The following is a 15,909-nucleotide window of genomic DNA, read 5'->3' on the forward strand; positions in this document are numbered from 1 at the left end:
TGGGTCAGGCGCTCCACCGCCACCTCGGCCAGGTCGCCCCACCGCCGCGTCAGCCGGGACAGGGCCGCGCCAGCACGCGGTAGTCCCGTGGCTCAGGAACTCTCCCGCGCCGCCGGACCGCCGCCGAAGAGCACGTCGTCCCAGCTCGGCAGCCGCTTGCGGGGCTTGCCCGCCGCGTCGCCACCCTCGCCGCCCGGCCCGGAGGTGCGCCGGGGCCGTAGCACCGCCAGCGACGGTACGGCCGGGACCTCCTTCGGCGCGTCGGAGTCGTCGTCGAACGCGGATCCCGGGCCGCCGCCGAGCAGCGCGGCAGCACCGCCGACCACCGGCCGCTGCCGGGGTGCCTCCGGCGCCATCGAGGCGGCCGGTTCGAGACCACGGCCGGCGTTGGAGCCGAGCGGCCGGTCGAGCGAGGCGAGCAGCGCGTCCCGTCCGGCCCGGATCGGATCCCGGCCGGGCCGGGGCAGGTCGCTGGCGGCGGGCAGGCCGTGGCCGCCACGACTCGGCTCCACCCGGGACGGACCGGGCAGCGCGTGCCCGCCCCGTTCCGGAGCCGGTTCCTGGCCCAGCAGCGGCGCGGGCCGCTCGGCGCAGAGGTACTGCGCCATGTCGTCGTGCGGGCTGACCGCCTGGCGGGTCTTGTCGAGATCCCAGACCGCCTGCGCGGTCGCCTTGCCGGAGGGCCAGGTCGCGACGATCCGCCACGTCCCGTCGTCCCGCCGGTAGGCGTCCCAGGAGATCTTCTCGGTGTCGATGCCGTGCTGGGAGAGCCGACCGTCGACGATCTCGGCGAGCGGGCTGGTGTTCTCCGCGTTCTTCAGCCGGGTCCGCCGGGCGTGCTGGGCGAGCATCGCCCGCTCCTGGAGCACCGGTCCGGCGTACCGCAGCACCCGGTCGACCGGGACGCCGGCGATCCGGGCCACGTCCTCGGCGGACTCGCCGGCCCGGATCCGGGCCTGGATGTCCCGAGGCGACAGTGAGGGCACCGGGTCGCTGCCGCTGCCGACCGCGGTCAGGGTCGGGCTGCTGGGATCACCGTGCAGGACGGTCTGCACCCGTTCGTCGATCGGGAGCGCGAGAAGGCGGCCCACCTCGTCGGTGAGCACCATGGCCTGGCCGTCCTCGGAGAGGGCGACGAAGCGTACTGGCCGCATCGCGTTGCCTCCGTCCCGCCTCGCTGGCCCCACGCCACAGGTCAGCCACCCGGGCGTCCTTGAGACACGGTACGCCGGATCGTCACCCGTTGGGGAGAGCCACGCCCGCATGTCGCGGGGTGAGCTGGACCAATTGATCAATCAGCTCGAATGCGCCAGCCGCCCGGGTGGGGTGGTCGAGCCGACCACCCGACCCGGGAACCGGTGTCTCAGAGCCGGTCGAGGACGTGATCGACGCAGGCGGTCAGCGCCTCCACGTCGGCCGGTTCGACCGCCGGGAAGAGGGCGATCCGCAGCTGGTTGCGGCCCAGCTTGCGGTACGGCTCGGTGTCGACGATCCCGTTCGCCCGCAGCGCCTTCGCGATCGCGGTCGCGTCCACACCCTCGGCGAAGTCGATCGTGGCGACCACGTTGGAGCGCAGCGCCGGGTCGGTCACGAACGGCGTCGCCACGCTGGAGCGCTCGGCCCAGCCGTACACGATGTTGGCGCTCTCGGCGGTGCGCTTGGCCGCCCAGGCCAGCCCGCCCTGCGCGTTCATCCAGTCGGTCTGCTCGGCGGCCAGGAAGATGGTGGACAGCGCCGGCGTGTTGTACGTCTGCTCCAGCCGCGAGTTGTCGATCGCGGTGACCAGGTCGAGGAAGGCCGGGATGTAGCGACCGGACTCCTTGATCTCGGTGGCCCGGGCCAGTGCGGCCGGCGACATCAGGGCCAGCCAGATCCCGCCGTCGGAGCCGAAGCACTTCTGCGGGGCGAAGTAGTAGACGTCGCTCTCCCGGACGTCGACGTCCAGGCCGCCCGCGCCGGAGGTGGCGTCGACCAGCAGCAGCGCGTCGTCGTCCGCCCCGGCGACCCGGCGGACCGGCACCGCGACCCCGGTCGAGGTCTCGTTGTGCGGGGTGGCGTAGACGTCGACGCCGGCCTCGGCGACCAGGCTCGGGGCGCTGCCCGGGTCGGACTTGCGCACGGTCGGCTCGCCGAGGAACGGCGCGTCCTTGACCGACTTGGCGAACTTGGCGCCGAACTCGCCGAAGCTGGCGAACTGGGCCCGGTCGCGGACCAGGCCGAAGGTGGCGACCTCCCAGAACGCGGTGGTGCCGCCGTTGCTGAGGATCACCTCGTAGCCCTCGGGGAGGGAGAAGAACTCGGCGATGCCGCGGCGCAGCCGGGCGACCTGGTCGCGCACCGTCTTCTGCCGGTGCGAGGTGCCGAGGTACGTCGTGGCGACGTCCGCGAGCGCGGAAACCGCGGCCGGACGCACCTTGGACGGGCCGCAGCCGAACCGGCCGTCAGCGGGTTTGATCTCGTCTGGGATCCGAATGGTCGATACGTCAGCCACGGTTACGAAGATCCTTCCGGTGGGCCGAGGAGCCCGGGTGCCGAGCGGTTTTATCCGGCGACGCTGCCGCCCGACCATCCTCGCACCCGTCCCGCCGCGCCGGTCCGGTTGTCCCATCGTGCCCACTGAGGCGTGCCCCACATCCCGGCCGCCGGCGGAAGTCGGCGGACCGCGGCGACCTGCGGCATCCCCGGCGCGCCGAGGGTGGGCCGAGGGTGGGCCGAGGGGCGTTAGGAGGGGGCCCTTCCTATCGTTTCAGGTATAGGAAGGGCCCCTTTTGACACTTGACTGGTAACACTCAGGCGTTGTGCGGGATGGCGGTCCAGCCCTCGACGTCGCTCGGCTTGCGCGGGCCGTGGCCGACGTACCGGGCCGACGGGCGGACCAGCCGACTGAGCTTCTTCTGCTCCAGGATGTGCGCCGACCAGCCGGCCACCCGGGCGCAGGTGAACATCGAGGTGAACATGTGCGCCGGCACCTCGGCGAAGTCGAGCACCACGGCGGACCAGAACTCGACGTTGGTGGCCAGCACCCGGTCCGGCTTGCGGGCCTGCAGTTCGGCAAGCGCGGCCTTCTCCAGCGCCTCGGCGACCTCCAGTCGGGGGGCGCCGAGTTCCTTGGCGGTGCGCCGGAGCACCCGGGCGCGCGGGTCCTCGGCCCGGTAGACCCGGTGGCCGAAGCCCATCAGCCGCTCACCCCGGTCGAGCAGGTTCTTGACGTACCCCTCGGCGTCGCCGCTGCGCTCGACGGCCTCGATCATCTCCAGTACCCGGGACGGTGCGCCGCCGTGCAGCGGGCCGGAGAGCGCCCCGATGCCGGAGGAGATGCAGGCGGCGGCGTCGGCGCCGGTCGAGGCGACGATCCGGGCGGTGAAGGTGGAGGCGTTCAGGCCGTGCTCGGCGGCCGAGATGAAGTACGCGTCGACCGCCTTGACGTGCCGGGGGTCGGGCTCGCCACGCCAGCGCTTCATGAACCGCTCGACGATGGTGGACGCCTTGTCGATCTCCTTCTGCGGCACCGCCGGCAGGCCGAGGCCCCGGGCCGACTGGGCGACGAAGGAGAGTGCGGTGACCGACACCCGGGCGAGGTCCTCCCGGGCCTGTTCGTCGGAGATGTCGAGGAGCTGGCTCAGTCCCCAGTACGGGGCGAGCATCGCCACCGCCGACTGCACGTCGACCCGGATGTCGCCGGAGTGCACCGGCACCGGGAACGGCTCGGCCGGGGGCAGGCCGGGACCGAACCGGCCGTCGACGAGCAGCGCCCAGACGTTGGCGAAGGAGACCTGTCCGATCAGGTCCTCGATGTCGACTCCCCGATAGCGCAGCGCCCCTCCTTCCCTGTCGGGTTCGGCGATGGCGGTCTCGAAGGCGATCACACCTTCCAGCCCCGGCTTGAAGTCGGACATGCGCGCTCCTGGATCGTTGTGCGTGCCCTCGGGGGCTCATTTCCGGTGTGCCCGGCAGGAGCCTCCGGCGAACTCAGGGATGTATTCGTGCCATCTTGCCTGCTGGGTAACTAACTTTGCGAGCGGGCCAGGTTGTGCTGTCCGCGACACGGCCGTTACCGGCCGTCAGGCGTACCGTCCGGGTGCGGGTGGTCGGGTGAGGAGAGGAACGTGGTGGGGGACACAGTGCCGCCGGCGGAGCTGCGCCGGGAGTACGCGGCGACGGGTGGGTTGTCCCACGCCGACCTGGCCGCCGACTGGTGGACCCAGTTCCACCGCTGGTTCGCCGACGCCGTCGCGGCCGGGCTGCCAGAACCGAACGCGATGGTGGTGTCGACCGCCGACGCGCGGGGCCGGCCCAGCTCCCGGACCGTCCTGCTCAAGGGGTACGACGAGCGCGGGCTGGTCTTCTACACCAACTACGGGTCGCGCAAGGGTGCCGAGGCGCGGGTCAACCCGTACGCGAGTCTGCTCTTCCCGTGGTTCCCGATGCAGCGGCAGGTGGTGATCTGCGGCACCGTGGCGCCGGTGGACCGGGCGGAGACCGAGGCGTACTTCGCCGGTCGACCCCGGGGTTCCCAGCTGGGGGCCTGGGCCAGCCCGCAGTCGGAGGTGCTGCCGGACCGGGCGGTGCTGGACGAGCGGTTCCGGGCGGTTGTCGAACGGTTCCCGGAGGGGACGCCGGTGCCCGCGCCGCCGTACTGGGGCGGGCTGCGGGTGGTGCCGGAGTCGGTGGAGTTCTGGCAGGGGCGGGCCAGTCGGCTGCACGATCGACTGCGCTACCGTCGGTCCGGTGCACAGGATTGGACCATTGAGCGGTTGGCGCCTTGAACAGCGGTAATACCAAGATCACGGGGGGTGCCCGAGGTCGGTTCGCCCGGTTGGCGATCGACGTGCGGCCGCTGCGGGTGCCGGCGTACCGGCGGCTCTGGGTCGGCAACGGCGTGTCGATGTTCGGCTTCCAGCTCACCGCCGTCGCCGTGCCGGTCGAGATGTACGCGCTCACCGACGATTCGCTCTGGGTCGGATTGCTGGGCATCGCCGGATTCGTCCCACTGCTGATCTTCGGTCTCTGGGGCGGCGCGATCGCGGACGCGATGGACCGTCGGCGACTGCTGCTCGCCAGCTCGGCGCTGATGTGGCTGTCCACCCTCGGTCTCCTGCTCCAGGCGCTGTTCCGGGTGGGCAGCCCGGTCCTGCTGCTGGTCCTGGTCGCGGTGCAGACGACGGCGTTCGCGATCAGTTCGCCCGCCCGGCAGGCGATCATCGCCCGGCTGGTGCCGTCGACCCTGGTCCCGGCCGCGAACACCCTCGGCTTCACCACCAGCACCTTCGGCGCGGTGGTCGGCCCGCTGGTCAGCGGGGTGGTCTTCTCGGCGGCCTCGGTCGACACGGCGCTCCCGATCGCGTACGGCGTCGACGCCGTGCTGTTCACCGTCTCGCTGTGGGCGACGTACCGGCTGCCGCCGATGCCGCCCATCCTCGACGACGACGCGGACGCCGCAGCCCCCCGTCGTGCCGGCCTGCGCAGCATCACCGACGGTTTCCGCTACCTGGCCGGTACGCCGGTGCTGCTGCTCTCCTTCGCCGTCGACATCGTCGCGATGGTCTTCGCGATGCCCCGGGCGCTCTTCCCCGAGGTGGCCACCGAACGTTTCGGCGGCGGCGCGGCGATCGGCTGGCTCTACAGCGCGATCGCGATCGGCTCGGTGCTCGGCGGGCTCACCTCCGGCTGGATCAACCGGATCCGCCGCCAGGGACTGGGCCTGGTGATCGCGGTCGTCGGCTGGAGCCTGGCGATCGCCGCCGCCGGGCTGGCCCACCAGCTCTGGCTGGTCGTCGGGCTGCTCGTCCTCGCCGGCGCCGCCGACCTGGTCAGCTCCGTCTTCCGGCAGTCCATGCTCCAGGTGTACGCCCCGGACCGGCTGCGCGGCCGGCTGCAGGGCGTCAACATCACCGTGGTGGCCGGTGGGCCGCGCCTCGGTGACCTCCGGTCAGGTTCGATGGCGAGCGTCTGGGGCGTCGGCATCGCCTGGTCCGGCAGTGCGCTCGCGGCGGCGGTGCTGGCCGTGCTGGTCGGGGTCCTCTTTCCGGCACTGCGCCGCTACCGCGCCCCGATCGCCGATGATCCGGCCGACCCTTCGCCGGCCGGCCCTTTGTCAGGCGACGCGGATCCCGACCGTTCGCCGGCCGGCTCTCTGCCAGGCGACGCGGATCCCGACCGTTCGCCGGTCGGCTCTCTGCCAGGCGGCCCTTTGTCCGGCGACCCCCGCCCTGTCCTGGCCGACCCGCCCGCCGGGGAGGCGGACCCCGGGGCGGGCCGCGCGGTCGAGCCCGCCGTGCCGGCGCCCGCCGACCGGTCCGGCGCGCCCGTGGCCCCGGAGCAGCGCGGCGTGGCGTCGGCCGACCGGCCCGGGGCGGCTCCGGATCAGCCCGGTGCGGCGTCGACCGAGCGGCCCGGTGTGCCCCCGGATCAGCCCGGTGCGGCTCCGGAACAGTCCGGCGTGGCGTCCGGGCGGCCCGGCGCGACGCCGGGGTAACGGCTATCGTCCGGTCAGCGACCGAGCCGCCTCGGACCTCTCTCCGGGTGCGGCCGACCTAGGAGCAAGACATGGAAGACGTCACGACGGCGGCCCGGCCGCTGTCCGGTGCACAGTGGACGATTGGTGCCGACGGCCACGAGGCGGTGGTGGTCGAGGTCGGCGGCGGGCTGCGGGCGTACCGGGCGGACGGGGTCGACTACGTCGACGCGTACGGCGAGGACGAGCTGCCGCCCGGCGCGGCGGGCCAGATCCTGGCGCCCTGGCCGAACCGGATCCGGGACGGCCAGTACACCTTCGGCGGCCGGGCGTTGCAGCTGTCGTTGACCGAGCCGGAACGGCACGTCGCGATCCACGGACTGGTGAACTGGCTGCCCTGGCGACTGGTGTCGCGGCGTTCGGACAGCGTGGTGATCCGTTGTGAGATGCCGGCCCAGCTGGGATATCCGTGGCCGCTGGAGTTGCAGACCGAGTGGCGGGTCGACGCGGGCGGGCTGCGCGCCGAGCACGAGGTGACCAACGTGGGGCGGGAACCGGCCCCGTTCGGCTTCTCGGTGCACCCGTACCTGCGGTTGCCCGGCGTGCCGGTGGACGACCTGTTGCTGCGGGTGCCGGGCCGCAACCGGCTGATGTTGGACGGGCGGCTGCTGCCGATCGGTGCGGTGAAGGTGGCCGGCGGCGACTACGACTTCACCGCGCCGCGCCGGATCGGCCCGGCGGTGCTCGACGTCGCCTTCGGGGACCTGGACCCCGACCAGGTGGGTCCGACCGGCTCCAGTGTCACGCTGACCGGCCCGGACTCCTCGGCGGCGGTGAGTATCTGGGCGGACAACTCGTTCGGCTGGTGGCAGGTGTTCACCGGGGACACGCTGACCGGTGACCGGCACCGCCGTTCGGTGGCGGTGGAGCCGATGACCTGCCCGCCGGACGCGTTCCGCTCCGGCCGGGACATCATCGTCCTCGAACCGGGGCAGACCTGGCGGGCGGCCTGGGGCATCCGCCCCGGCAGCTGAGCGACGGGACGGGCCGATGGAGTTCTCGGCGGTCGTACGGCGGCGTCGGATGGTCCGCAACTACGACCCGGACCGGCCGGTGCCGCCGGAGGTGGTGGACCGGCTGCTCGACCACGCCGTCCGGGCGCCGTCCGCCGGGTTCTCCCAGGGCTGGTCGTTCCTGCTGCTCACCGAGCCGGCTGACCGCGACCGGTTCTGGACGGTGACCAGCCCGCAGCCGCGGCCAGAAGTGTTAGGAAGGGGCCCTTCCTCTACCGAAAGCGATAAGAAGGGGCCCTTCCTTTCCGCCAGTCGGTGGTTGACCGGGATGCGTCGGGCGCCGTTGGTCGTGGTGCCGCACGCCAGTCGGAAGGCGTACCTGGACCGGTACGCCGAGCCGGACAAGGGTCGGACCGACCGGGACGAGGCCCGCTGGCCGGTGCCGTACTGGTACGTCGACACCGGGTTCGCCGCGCTGCTGATGTTGTTGACCGCGGTGGACGAGGGACTGGGGGCGTGTTTCTTCGGGCTGCCGGTGGAACGGGTCGGTGCGTTCAAGGACGCGTTCGGGGTGCCGGAGGAGTTCACCCCGATCGGGGCGGTCACCGTCGGTTACCCGGCGCCGGACCACCGGTCGGGTTCGTTGCGACGGGGTCGCCGGCCGCTGGCCGAGGTGGTGCACCGAGGTCGTTGGGGTATGACAGATTGACCGAGAGCGGTCAGGTGCGCTACCGGAGGTAGTAACGAAACTGACATCCGGGAACAAACCGAGGGGTCGTACGAGGTCGCTAGGCTGACGAGCGTCATTTGCAATCTGCGGCTTGCGCCGGGGGCGGGCCGCCAGGGTGGAAACGCAAGGGGTCAGGCCAGCACGGCCATGGGGAGGGGAGCGTGCCGTCGTGATCTTCAAAGCGGTTCGGGACGGGCGACCGTACCCGGACCACGGGCTCACGTTGAAGCAGTGGGCAGAGATCCCGCCACGTCCGCTGCGCCTCGACCAGCTTGTCACGACCAAGCGGGAACTCGCCCTCGACAAGCTGCTCGCCGAGGACTCCACTTTCTACGGCGACCTGTTCCCGCACGTCGTGCAGTGGGGCGGTCACCTCTATCTGGAGGACGGGCTGCACCGGGCGCTGCGTGCCGCACTGCAGCAGCGCAACCAGATCCACGCCCGGGTCCTGGTGCTGCCGGCGTCATGAGCACATATCCGTTGGAGTTGCTCGACCTGGACGGTCCGCTGACCGGCGAGGAGCGCGGGATCCGCGACGTCGTACGCGAGCTGGTGGCCACCCGGGTCCGCCCGTACGTCGCCGACTGGTACGAGCAGGGCCGGGCGCCGGTCCGGGAACTGGCCGCCGAGTTCGGCAAGGTGGGCCTGCTCGGCATGCACCTGACCGGGTACGGTTGCGCCGGCGCCTCGGCGACCGCGTACGGGCTGGCCTGCCTGGAACTGGAGGCCGGTGACTCCGGCGTCCGGTCGCTCGCCTCGGTGCAGGGATCACTGGCCATGTACGCCATCTGGCGGTACGGCTCGGAGGAGCAGAAGCAGCGGTGGCTGCCGTCGATGGCGGCCGGCGAGACGGTCGGCTGCTTCGGGCTGACCGAGCCGGACCACGGCTCCGACCCGGCCTCGATGACCACCCGGGCGCGGCGGGACGGCACCGACTGGGTGCTCAGTGGCGGCAAGATGTGGATCACCAACGCGCCGGTCGCCGACGTCGCGGTGATCTGGGCCCGCACCGACGACGGGGTGCGGGGTTTTGTCGTACCGATGACCACGCCCGGCGTGACCGCGCGGGAGATCCGGCGGAAGATGTCGCTGCGCGCCTCCTCGACCGGTGAGATCGTGCTGGACGAGGTACGGCTGCCGGCGGAGGCGCGACTGCCCGAGGCGGTCGGGTTGAAGGCTCCGCTGAGCTGCCTGACCGAGGCGCGGTACGGCATCGTCTGGGGTGCGCTCGGGGCGGCCCGGGACTGCCTGCACACCGCGCTGGACTACGCCACCACCCGGGAGCAGTTCGGGCGGCCGATCGCCGGCTTCCAGCTCACCCAGGCCAAGCTCGCCGACATGGCGGTCGAGTTGCAGAAGGGCTACCTGCTGGCGCTGCACCTGGGTCGGCTCGCCGACGCCGGCCGGCTCCGGCCGGAGCAGGTCAGCGTCGGCAAGCTCAACAACGTACGGGAGGCGCTGGCGATCGCCCGGCAGTGCCGGACGATCCTCGGCGCGAACGGGATCAGCGGGGAGTATCCGCTGCTCCGGCACGCCAACAACCTGGAGAGTGTGCTGACCTACGAGGGCACCTCGGAGATCCACCAACTGGTGATCGGGCAGCGGCTGACCGGGCTGGCCGCGTTCGGCTGACCCGGGCGGCGGTCCGGAGGTCAGCCCGACGGCGGTTCGGAGGTCAGCCTGACGGCGGTCCGGTCAGCCTCGGCTGGTCCCGGCGGCCGGCTCAGGCCACCTTCTTCGCCGACCTGATGGCGTTCGCCAGGGTCTCCAGCGCGGCGGCGCTGCCGGCGTACGAGAAACGGGGCTCGCTGTTCCAGCCGACGACCTGGTTGGCTCGGACCGCCGGTAGCTGGCCCCAGGTCGGCTTGTTGGTCAGGTCCTTCGGTTGCAGCGTGGAGCTGCGGTTGTCGAGCAGCAGCAGGTCGGCCGGGTACTTGTCGGCGTTCTCCCAGCTCAGGCTCTCGAAGTAGCCGAGGTTGTCGAGCTTGTCCGGCACGATGACGTCCACTCCGAGGGACTTGTAGTAGAGGATGTCGGAGTTGACGCCCGGGTTCGAGGCGTAGAAGAGGTCGGCGGCGGCGGAGCAGGCCAGCACCTTGAGCCCCGGCTTCTCCGCCACCGCCTGCCGGATGCTGGCGGCGGCGGCCTCGAACCGGGCCTTGGCGTCGGTGACCCTCGGCGCGTTCAGGTCGGCGCCGAGCGCGGCGGCGAGTTCGGCGTGCCGGCCGATCACCTTGTCCAGCGGTGCCCGGGAGGCGACCAGGACGACGCTCGGTGCCAGCGGGGCGATCTTGTCCTTGCTCTCGTCCGGCACGTACCAGAGCGCGCCCTCCTCGTACTGGTGGGTGACCAGCAGGTCGGGGCGGAGCCCGGCGTACTTCTCGATGTTGAACTCGCCCCAGGTGTTGCCGATGACGGTCACCTTGCCGACGTCCAGGTCGCCGGCCTGCACGTCCGGGCTGCCGTCCGGCCGGGTGGTCGGGCCGAAGACTCCGACGAGCTGGTCGGCGACACCGAAGTCGTGGAGCGCGGCGGCGGTCCCGGTGAACGCGACCACCCGCTGCGGCCGGGCGTCGGTCCTGACCGACTGGCCCCGGTCGTCGGTGAAGTTCCACGGGCCGCCGGCCGGGGCCGAGCCGGATCCGCCCGACGACCCGCCGTCGTCCGCGCCGCAGGCGCTGAGCAGGGCGCCGAGGCCGAGCGCGCCGGCCGCGCCGAGCAGGTTCCGGCGGCTGAGGGAACGACTCTGGGACATGACGGATGGCTCCTCGAACTGACGCGGGGGGGTAGCGGGTTGCCGCACGGCGCGACGCGGTGACGGCACCGCCGGTGCGGGCCTTAGGTTAGCCTGACCTAAGTCAGAACTGTCAAGCCGGGCCCGCGAGGCAGCGCTGTCCGGACCCGGGCACGACCCGGAACCGTAGGGATTAAGGCGCGCGGTGCGGGGTAGCCGCCTGCCGTGTCCGATGTACCCGCGATCACGGTTCCGGCCGAGTTTCCCCAGGTGCTGGTGCCGGTCGACCACATCGAGCCCGCGCCTCGGCGGATCAGGGCGATCATGAACGGTGAGTGGGTTCTGGACACCGTCCACGCCAAGTACGTCTGGGAGTGGCAGCACTACCCCCAGTACTACATCCCACTGGAAGACATACGTCAGGAGTTCCTGGTCGACGAGCACGATGTCGAGGAGTTCAAACTCGGCTCGGCCCGGCAGTACGGGCTGCGGGTCGGCGACAACTACCGGGCAGGTGTGGTTCGGCTGCACATCGCTCCCTCCAGGGAGGGGCTGGTGGACATGGTGCGGGTCGACTGGGAGGCCGTCGACACCTGGTTCGAGGAGGACGAGGAGCTTTTTGTCCATCCCCGGGACCCGTACACCCGGGTGGACGCCCTGCGCTCGACCCGGCACGTCCGGGTCGAACTCGACGGCGAGTTGCTCGCCGAGAGCCGGTCCCCGGTGCTGGTCTTCGAGACCGGGGTACCGACCCGCTACTACCTCAACCGGTCCGAGGTGCACCTCGGCCGGCTGATTCCGACGAAGACCGAGACCGCCTGCCCGTACACCGGGCGGACCAGCAACTACTGGTCGGTGAAGATCGGCGACACGTTGCACGAGGACATCGCCTGGGCGTACGACTTCCCGAGCCACCTGCTGCAGCCGATCGCCGGAATGATCTGCTTCTACAGCGAGAAGACCGACATCACGGTCGACGGCAAGCGGCTGGACCGTCCGCAGACCCGCTGGGCGAAGTGACACCCCCGCCCGGTGTCCGAGGAACTGCTGGGCCGCGTCGTCGAGGTACTGGTCACCATCGTCGAGGCGGTCGGGGCGGCGGTCATCTTCGTCGGCGCGGTCTGGAGCGCGGCCCGGTTCGTGGTCTCCGGGGTCCGGCACCGTTCCGCCGCCGTCTTCACCCCGATCCGGTTGTCGCTGGGCCGGTTCCTCACCCTGGGACTGGAGTTCCAGCTCGCCGCCGACATCCTCCGGACCGCCGTGTCGCCGAGCTTCGGGCAGCTCGGCCGGCTGGCCGCGATCGCGACCATCCGGACCGCGCTGAACTACTTCCTGCGTCGGGAGATCGAGCGGGAGCAGCGGCAGCTCGGCACCGGGGAGCCGGGCCGGCGTGCCGCCGGTGCGGGGCGGTCCGGAGCGGCCCCGGCGAGCGGGGACCTGTTCGGGGAAGCCGGTGGCGGCCCGGCAGGGCACGCCTCCGGGCCTGATCCGGCCGACCGGCGATGAGTCAGTGGGCGACCCTGCTCACCGCCGTGGCGCTGGCCACCGCGGCGGTGGTGCTGGTGACCACCCGTTCCTGGCGTACCGCGATCCGGGTACTGCTCGACCTGCTGATCGCCGCCGGTCTGATCCGGCTCTCCGGCGCGCAGACCTGGACGGACCTGGCCGGTGCGGCGGTGGTCGTCGCGTTGCGTCAGCTGGTCTCGGCGTCCCTGCTCGGCCCCGGCCCCCGGTCCGGCGGCGGAGGCGCCGGACCCGGCGCTGTCCGACCGGGATCCCGACCCGACCAACCCGCCGGGTGAGCACGGCGGGCACCGGTCGGAACGGGCGGGCGGCGGGTTCCACCCGGTCCGGGACGGGATGGGCGCGGCGGATTCCACCCGGTCCGGGACGGGATGGGCGCGGCGGGTTCCAGCTTGGCCGGGAGCGGGGTGAGCGCGGGCCGGCCGGGTCGGTCGGGTCGGGCCGGGGCGAGCGCGCGGGCGGGGTGACGCGCTCGGCCCCGGCCCGGGCTGGGGCCGGGTCCGGGGCCGAGCACCGGTGGGGTCGGATTGCGTTGGCCGAACACCGGTGGTGGTGGTGCTGGTCGGGACGGAACCCGCTGATGGGCGGGTCCACGAGGGTCGGGGCCGACCGGGAACGGGCCCGGGCCTGGCCCGTTCCCGGTCGAGCCGTCAGAAGCCGCGCCTGCTGTTCGGGTCAGCGGCGACGGCGAGGACCTGCTGCAGGCCCCGGTACGCGGCCTTGGGCTGGAAGTTCTCGTCCATCGGGGTGGCCGAGCCCTGGCCCTCGAAGAATCCGGGGACCCAGGAGTACTTGTCGGTGAAGCCCCAGACGGTGAACATCACGCACTTCGGGGTGAGCAGGCAGGCCTGGAGCAGCGTGTTGAAGCTGCCTACCTGGCCGGCCTCCTTGTACGTGTCGACCGGCAGGAAGAACCGGACGTCGACCTCGGTGAACGCGGTCTCCAGGCCGAGCCTGTCGAACCGCGCCAGGTTCTGCGGGGCGTCGATCGGCAGCGGGTACTGCAGATCGAGGTGGCCCTGAAAGCCCATGCCGTGCAGCGGCACCCGCTGCTTGCGCAGCTGCCTGGCCAGCTCGTAGTACGCGGTGCTCTTCGGGTTGATGTTGTCGATCGCGTAGTCGTTGAGGAAGAGCTTGGCCTTCGGGTCGGCGGCGTGCGCCCAGCGCAGCGCGTCGGCGATGTAGTTCTCGCCGAGGTGCTGGCGGAAGATGGTGTCCCGCAGCACCGGGCTGTCGCCGTCGGTGAACGCCTCGTTGACCACGTCCCAGGCCCGGACCTTGCCCTTGTAGCGCTTCACCACGGTGGTGATGTGGTTGCGCGCGATGGTGCGCAGCTCCGCCGGAGTGATCGAGCCGTCGGCGACGCCGTCGGTCAGCCAGGTGGGAAGCTGGCTGTGCCAGAGCAGGGTGTGGCCGTGCACCTTCTGCCCGTTGCGTCGGGCGAACTCGACCAGTTGGTCGGCCGGGCCCCAGTTGTACGTGCCGCGGGTCGGCTCCAGCTCCGCCCACTTCATGGCGTTCTCGGCGGTGACCGCGGAGAACTCCGTGGCCGCCAGCTCCCGGTAGGTGGCGTCGTTGGTCAGGTTGTTGACGTCGACCGCCGTACCGAAGCCGAGACCGTGTTTCCTGGCCAGCACCCGTAGCGGCAGGTCGGTGTTGACCGGCGAGGGGGAGTGCCAGCCACCGGTCGCCAACGCCTGACCGGTGGGGGCGAGCGCCTGGGTCGGAGCGGCGGTGGCGGACGACGGCCCGACCGCGTAGAGCGCGCCGGCGGTGAGTACACCGGCAACTATGATCCGGAGCTTCTTCATTCGAGCGGGACCTCCAGGGGTGGGGGTTCGACGCCGACCACCGGAGTGGTCGGCTGATCCGCGCGTGCCGGGGACGGGTACGCGTGGATCTCCCCTCGAACGCGCGCCGGGCGGCGAATTGCTGCACCGCGCGTTGTCAGAGATCCGACACCGCTGAGGCCGGTTCACCTCTGGCCATCGGGCAGCGTGAATGGTATTTGGGACACCCCTAGTTGGACATCAACGCCGCGAACTGTTCGGCGGTCAGCTCCGACCGGAACAGCCGCCGCAGATTGGTGTTGAGCCTCGTCGCGGTCTGCGGATCCACCGCCTGGTCCCAGGCCAGGCTGTAGGAGGGCGCCCCAGCCACCAGCGCCGAGATCGAGGTGGTGAACTCCGCGTGCGTGGTGTCCCGCAGCCGCGCCGCCGCGTCGACGACCGGCGGCACCTCACCGTCGGCGACCAGGTCGTCGAGGTACGTGTCACCGGCGACCGCCCGGACGAAGTCGACCGCCGCCGTCCGGTGCCGGCTGTCCCCGGCGACCGAGATGTACTGCGCCGGCACCCCGACCAGGTCCGCCGGGTCCCCGGCCCCACCGGCGACCGTCGGGAACGGCACCCAACCGAGCCGGCCGTCGAGGACGAAGTCGGAGTTCCGGCCGAGTTGGGTGGGGTACTCCCAGGTCCCCATCAGCTGCATCGCGGCCTCGCCGCTGGCCAGCCGCCGACCCGCGGTGCCGTCGTCGTAACCGGCCGAGTCGAAGTCGGCACCGAAGGCCCCCCGTTCGGCGAGTTCCCGGGCGTCGTGCAGGGCCCGCAGCACCGCCGGCTTCGTCCAGGCACCGGGCCGGCCGGCGACGATGTCCGCCGTCGTACCGGGGCCGCCGATCCGTTCCGCCAGGTACATCACGTACATCAGCTCGGTCCAGCCCTGGGCGCCGCCGAGCGCCAGTGGAATGGTCCCGTCGGCGGAGAACCGGTCGACCAGGTGGAGCAACTCGGCGTAGGTACGCGGGGGACGCAGGTCGGCCCGGGTGAAGACGTCCCGGTTGTAGAAGAGCACCACCGGATGCGTACCGCTCATCGGCAGTCCGTACTGGCGGCCGTCCACCGCGCCGCCGGCCAGCACGTCCGGCAGGAACCGCTCGACCACCCCGGGCTGCTCCCGCAGCGGCCCGGTCAGGTCGAGCAACCGGCCGGCCCGGGCGAGCCGGGACAGCTCCGCCCCACCCCAGCTCACGAAGACGTCCGGGCCGTCCGGATCCTCGCCGACGGTACGCAGCCGCTCCTTGTACTCCTCGTTGCCGAAGATGGAGAGTTCCACCTGGACGCCGGTCTCCCTGGCGTACCGCTTGACCAACTCCTGCAGCGCGGAATCCCGGACCGGCGGGGTGATCGCCCAGACCCGGATCGTCGCGTTCCCGTCCGCCGTCGGCGGCGGGACCAGGCCGTTGCCCCGCATCAACTGGCTGCCGGTGAGGGTCACGGCGAGCACCAGGACCGCCGCCGCCACGCTGGCCAGCCCGGCCCGCCGCTGCCGGCCACGGCGGTACCGGCGGCGGATCGCCGCCAACGTGTCCGGGCCGGCCGCCGGCAGCGCGGCCTGCGCCTCGGACAGCGTGGCGGCAACCTCGTCGGCGAGTCGCCGATCGTCCACGGGACCA

General features: G+C 72.0%; 14 protein-coding genes and 1 pseudogene. 9 read left to right on the top strand and 6 right to left on the bottom strand.

The features are described 5' to 3' along the window. Positions 1-92 precede the first annotated feature (92 nt). The 3 genes from sepH to V1633_RS23220 form a co-directional block, all read right to left on the bottom strand. On the bottom strand, positions 93-1,154 hold the full coding sequence (gene sepH, locus V1633_RS23210) for a septation protein SepH (RefSeq protein WP_331216502.1): 1,062 nt from the start codon (positions 1,152-1,154) through the stop codon (positions 93-95). Between the two features lie 209 nt (positions 1,155-1,363). Then, positions 1,364-2,491 carry a phosphoserine transaminase gene (gene serC, locus V1633_RS23215; RefSeq protein ID WP_331216503.1) on the bottom strand — a complete coding sequence of 376 codons (1,128 nt, stop codon included), beginning with the start codon at positions 2,489-2,491 and terminating at the stop codon, positions 1,364-1,366. Positions 2,492-2,789: 298 nt separating this feature from the next. After that, positions 2,790-3,896, bottom strand: coding sequence for a citrate synthase 2 (locus V1633_RS23220; protein WP_331216504.1), 1,107 nt, complete (start codon positions 3,894-3,896; stop codon positions 2,790-2,792). Positions 3,897-4,106: 210 nt separating this feature from the next. On the opposite strand from V1633_RS23220, the gene pdxH reads away from it, so the two are divergent. From pdxH to V1633_RS23250, 6 genes are all read left to right on the top strand, one after another. Next, entirely contained in the window at positions 4,107-4,766 is a 660-nt protein-coding gene (gene pdxH / locus V1633_RS23225) for a pyridoxamine 5'-phosphate oxidase (RefSeq protein WP_331216505.1), read from the top strand. Positions 4,767-4,783: 17 nt separating this feature from the next. Continuing rightward, positions 4,784-6,475, top strand: coding sequence for an MFS transporter (locus V1633_RS23230; protein WP_331216539.1), 1,692 nt, complete (start codon positions 4,784-4,786; stop codon positions 6,473-6,475). 71 nt (positions 6,476-6,546) lie between these two features. Next, entirely contained in the window at positions 6,547-7,488 is a 942-nt protein-coding gene (locus V1633_RS23235) for an aldose 1-epimerase family protein (protein WP_331216506.1), read from the top strand. Between the two features lie 16 nt (positions 7,489-7,504). Continuing rightward, complete coding sequence (locus V1633_RS23240; protein WP_331216507.1) at positions 7,505-8,176, top strand: nitroreductase family protein; 672 nt, start codon at positions 7,505-7,507, stop codon at positions 8,174-8,176. A 190-nt stretch (positions 8,177-8,366) separates the two neighbouring features. After that, positions 8,367-8,666, top strand: coding sequence for a type II toxin-antitoxin system VapB family antitoxin (locus V1633_RS23245; protein WP_331216508.1), 300 nt, complete (start codon positions 8,367-8,369; stop codon positions 8,664-8,666). Further along, a complete protein-coding gene (locus V1633_RS23250) occupies positions 8,663-9,829 on the top strand; it encodes an acyl-CoA dehydrogenase family protein (protein WP_331216509.1) in 1,167 nt (388 codons plus the stop codon). The genes V1633_RS23245 and V1633_RS23250 overlap by 4 nt, the downstream gene beginning before the upstream one ends. A 91-nt stretch (positions 9,830-9,920) precedes the next feature. On the opposite strand, the gene V1633_RS23255 is transcribed toward V1633_RS23250, so the two are convergent. Next, on the bottom strand, positions 9,921-10,952 hold the full coding sequence (locus V1633_RS23255; protein WP_331216510.1) for an ABC transporter substrate-binding protein: 1,032 nt from the start codon (positions 10,950-10,952) through the stop codon (positions 9,921-9,923). A 204-nt stretch (positions 10,953-11,156) separates the two neighbouring features. On the opposite strand from V1633_RS23255, the gene V1633_RS23260 reads away from it, so the two are divergent. The 3 genes and pseudogenes from V1633_RS23260 to V1633_RS23270 all read left to right on the top strand — a co-directional run bounded on the left by V1633_RS23260 (position 11,157) and on the right by V1633_RS23270 (position 12,733). Further along, entirely contained in the window at positions 11,157-11,951 is a 795-nt protein-coding gene (locus V1633_RS23260) for a DUF427 domain-containing protein (protein ID WP_331216511.1), read from the top strand. Positions 11,952-11,963: 12 nt separating this feature from the next. Next, positions 11,964-12,320, top strand: a pseudogene (locus V1633_RS23265) (DUF1622 domain-containing protein); the annotation flags it as partial. Positions 12,321-12,433: 113 nt separating this feature from the next. Continuing rightward, positions 12,434-12,733 carry a hypothetical protein gene (locus V1633_RS23270; RefSeq protein WP_331216513.1) on the top strand — a complete coding sequence of 100 codons (300 nt, stop codon included), beginning with the start codon at positions 12,434-12,436 and terminating at the stop codon, positions 12,731-12,733. A gap of 372 nt (positions 12,734-13,105) precedes the next feature. Here the strand turns inward: V1633_RS23270 and V1633_RS23275 are convergent, their stop codons facing one another. Then, complete coding sequence (locus V1633_RS23275; protein WP_331216514.1) at positions 13,106-14,266, bottom strand: endo-1,4-beta-xylanase; 1,161 nt, start codon at positions 14,264-14,266, stop codon at positions 13,106-13,108. A gap of 208 nt (positions 14,267-14,474) precedes the next feature. Further along, complete coding sequence (locus V1633_RS23280; RefSeq protein WP_331216515.1) at positions 14,475-15,902, bottom strand: extracellular solute-binding protein; 1,428 nt, start codon at positions 15,900-15,902, stop codon at positions 14,475-14,477. Between the last annotated feature and the right edge of the window lie 7 nt (positions 15,903-15,909).

The sequence above is a fragment of the Plantactinospora sonchi genome (assembly GCF_036422035.1).
In the GTDB taxonomy this organism is placed as follows: Bacteria; Actinomycetota; Actinomycetes; order Mycobacteriales; family Micromonosporaceae; genus Plantactinospora; species Plantactinospora sonchi.

Coding starts and splice junctions, on each gene's coding strand:
- sepH (WP_331216502.1), bottom strand. CDS start 1,154: ATGCGGCCAGTACGCTTCGTCGCCCTCTCCGAGGACGGCCAGGCCATG.
- V1633_RS23220 (WP_331216504.1), bottom strand. CDS start 3,896: ATGTCCGACTTCAAGCCGGGGCTGGAAGGTGTGATCGCCTTCGAGACC.
- V1633_RS23235 (WP_331216506.1), top strand. CDS start 6,547: ATGGAAGACGTCACGACGGCGGCCCGGCCGCTGTCCGGTGCACAGTGG.
- V1633_RS23240 (WP_331216507.1), top strand. CDS start 7,505: ATGGAGTTCTCGGCGGTCGTACGGCGGCGTCGGATGGTCCGCAACTAC.
- V1633_RS23250 (WP_331216509.1), top strand. CDS start 8,663: ATGAGCACATATCCGTTGGAGTTGCTCGACCTGGACGGTCCGCTGACC.
- V1633_RS23255 (WP_331216510.1), bottom strand. CDS start 10,952: ATGTCCCAGAGTCGTTCCCTCAGCCGCCGGAACCTGCTCGGCGCGGCC.
- V1633_RS23270 (WP_331216513.1), top strand. CDS start 12,434: ATGAGTCAGTGGGCGACCCTGCTCACCGCCGTGGCGCTGGCCACCGCG.
- V1633_RS23275 (WP_331216514.1), bottom strand. CDS start 14,266: ATGAAGAAGCTCCGGATCATAGTTGCCGGTGTACTCACCGCCGGCGCG.